Annotated in this window: 3 protein-coding genes and 1 pseudogene; all 4 read left to right on the forward strand. The window is 68.3% G+C overall.

Annotated features, from left to right (window positions below; all coding sequences use genetic code 11):
• Positions 1-732: pseudogene (locus VF536_RS07770) on the forward strand (hypothetical protein); the annotation flags it as partial.
• Between the two features lie 108 nt (positions 733-840).
• Positions 841-1,317 (forward strand): HrpB1 family type III secretion system apparatus protein, encoded by a 477-nt coding sequence (locus VF536_RS07775; protein ID WP_331614248.1) that lies wholly within the window; start codon positions 841-843, stop codon positions 1,315-1,317.
• A gap of 45 nt (positions 1,318-1,362) precedes the next feature.
• A complete protein-coding gene (locus tag VF536_RS07780) occupies positions 1,363-1,749 on the forward strand; it encodes a hypothetical protein (protein ID WP_331614249.1) in 387 nt (128 codons plus the stop codon).
• A 1-nt stretch (position 1,750) separates the two neighbouring features.
• Positions 1,751-2,602 carry a type III secretion system inner membrane ring lipoprotein SctJ gene (sctJ, locus tag VF536_RS07785; protein ID WP_331614250.1) on the forward strand — a complete coding sequence of 284 codons (852 nt, stop codon included), beginning with the start codon at positions 1,751-1,753 and terminating at the stop codon, positions 2,600-2,602.
• Positions 2,603-2,717 lie beyond the last annotated feature (115 nt).

The following is a 2,717-nucleotide window of genomic DNA, read 5'->3' on the forward strand; positions in this document are numbered from 1 at the left end:
ATCGGCGGCCTGGGCAATGCGCTGGGCGCGGCCGGCTCGCTGGTCGGCGCCGGTGCCGGCGGCGCGGGCGGTGCTTCGCCGCTGGGCGGATCGATCAGCCCGCAGGGCGAGACCGGTCCGATGGACGGCAACCGGGCCGAACGCGCGCTGTTCAAGGCGATGAACGATTCGGGCATGAAGATGATCAGCGGCAAGGAGCTGGACGACGCCGCCAACGGCATCTGCCCCAAGGGCATGCGTCCCCAGGACTTCACGCCGGAGTTCCAGCAGGCCGCCAAGTTCCTGCGCAGCGAAGCCGGCGAGAAGAAGATGGGTCAGCTGGACACGGCCGACCGCGACAACGCGCTGGGCAAGCTGGGCATCGGCCTGAAGCACAAGGGCGGCGACGACAAGATCGGCATCGGCGATCTGACCGCGTCGATCCAGAAGCAGGGTCTGAACGCCGACCAGCACTCGACGATCTCGACGTTGAAGAACAACTTCGACGCGCTGTCCAAGGACGGCAAGACCTTCGACCTGGACACGATGAAGGACGTCGCCCAGGGCAAGCAGATGCCCAACGGCATCCTGCCGTCGTTCGAGCTGCAGCAGGCCGCCCAGAAGTTCGTGCAGGACTCCGCCCTCAACAAGGCGACGGACGTCGCGCAGCAGTCCGCTGACGGCAAGTTCAACCAGCAGGGCGACAACAAGTACAGCAAGAGCGATCTCGAGAAGACGCTTTCGCGCGGCTGATGAGCCCGGGCCCCCGGGCGGTCCGCCCGGCCGGGGGCCTTTCAAGTTTCCTTTCAACGCGGCCATTTCCCCAAGCCCGCCGTGCCCGGCACGTGTGATGGAGCAGACATGATCGATTCCTCGTTGCAACGCAAAGATTTCGTCTCCGGCCTGGTCGGCCTGGTGAGCCTGGCGGTGGACCGCGAGCTGCTGGACGACGCCGAGACCCTGCTGGGCGCCGTGCGCCTGCTGCGCCCCAAGGTGTCGCAGCTGGACTTCTTCGAAGCCTGGATCGCGATGAAACGCGGCCACTGGACCGACGCGATGCGCACGCTGCGCAACCTCGACGCCACCGCGCCGGAATGGTCGACCGCGAAGGCCTTCCTCGCCTACTGCCAGTTCGCGACCGGCGACGCCGCATGGCGCGCGACCGCCGAGGACGTGCTGCACACCTCCACCAACGCCGAGGCGCTGGACATGGTGCGCTCGCTGCTGAATCCGGACGAGGCCGCCGCGGAATCCGAGGGCGACGAGGCCGAAGCCGGCGCCGCCACGCCGCCGGCGCTGACCATCGACCTCTCGCAGATGGCCTACATGCGGGCCTGAAGCGCAGGACCAGGAACAGGCACAGGACCAGGAACAGGAGCCGCCATGACCGATCCCATCCAAGCCATTTCCGCGCACGACATGATCCGGCAGGCCGCGACGCCGACGCCGGACCTGCAGGCGCAGACGCAGAAGTTCGAGCAGCTGATGGCGCGCGAGCCGCAGCCCGATCCGTCGGCGGCGCATGCGGTCGGCCACACGGACACGACGATGACGAAGACGCTGCACACGCTGGACGACGCCTCGCGCCAGGTGACCGCGGACATGCAGCGCTACGTCGCCGACGCTCCCAACATGAACCTGCAGGAGCTGACCGCGCGGTCCATGGAGCTGAACCTGCAGGTCGCCACGCAGGGCCTGCAGTTCTCGGCCTGCACCTCGGTCGCGCAGAGCAGCAAGAACGGCCTGCAGACGCTGATGAAGAACCAGTGACATGAGCGCCCACCCCGCGGACACCGCCGCCACCTTTGACCGCTCCAAGCCGACGTGGTCGTTGGTCTACATGCTGGCGCTGATCCTGGTGATCACGCTGCTGGCCGGGTGCAAGACCGACCTCTACACCAAGCGCACCGAGGCGGAAGCCAACGACATGGTCGCCGCGCTGCTGCAGCGCGACGTGGAGGCGGAGAAGAAAAGCGGCGACGGCGGCAAGACCTGGAACGTCGCCGTCGACGAGCAGGAGGTGGTGAACGCGCTGGACATCCTGCGCGCGAACGGCCTGCCGTCGGACAAGTACGTGTCGCTGGGCGACATGTTCAAGAAGGAAGGGCTGATCTCCACGCCGACGGAGGAGCGGGTGCGCTTCATCCACGGCGTGTCGCAGGAGCTTTCCAGCACGCTGTCCAAGATCGACGGCGTGATCGTGGCCAAGGTGCACATCGTGCTGCCCAACAACGACCCGATGGCCACGACGGTGAAGCCGTCCAGCGCGTCGGTGTTCGTCAAGTATCGGCCGGAGATCGACGTGCCGCAGCTCGCGCCGTCGATCAAGAGCATGGTCGCGCGCAGCGTGGAGGGCCTGACCTACGAGAACGTCACGGTGACGCTGGTACCGGGCGCGATGCTGCCGACCTCGCCGCGCCATGCCGTCGCCGACGCCACCTGGGCGTGGGTCGCCGGCGGCCTGCTGGCCGTGCTGCTGCTGGTGGGCGCTGCGATCGGCGTGATCGCCTGGAAGAAGCCCGGCCTGCTGCCGCAGGCGCTGGGCCGGCGGCTGGCGCCGGGTGCTGTTGCGGGTGCGGGTGCGGGAGCCGCGGTGCCCGTGGCCGAAGCCGGCGGCGCATGACGATGGCCGCGCCCGAGCAGCTCGCCGCCTGGGCCGTCAGTTTCGACGGCAAGCTGCGCGGCCTGGTCGACGACCTGGACGCGAGCTGGCAGGACGAACTGCTCGGCCCGTGGTC

It is taken from the genome of Roseateles sp., from assembly GCF_036486225.1.
Taxonomy (GTDB): domain Bacteria; phylum Pseudomonadota; class Gammaproteobacteria; order Burkholderiales; family Burkholderiaceae_C; genus Roseateles.

What these genes read in the sequence shown, in the direction of transcription:
- VF536_RS07775 (WP_331614248.1), top strand. Translation starts at nt 841, where the DNA reads ATGATCGATTCCTCGTTGCAACGCAAAGATTTCGTCTCCGGCCTGGTC.
- VF536_RS07780 (WP_331614249.1), top strand. Translation starts at nt 1,363, where the DNA reads ATGACCGATCCCATCCAAGCCATTTCCGCGCACGACATGATCCGGCAG.
- sctJ (WP_331614250.1), top strand. Translation starts at nt 1,751, where the DNA reads ATGAGCGCCCACCCCGCGGACACCGCCGCCACCTTTGACCGCTCCAAG.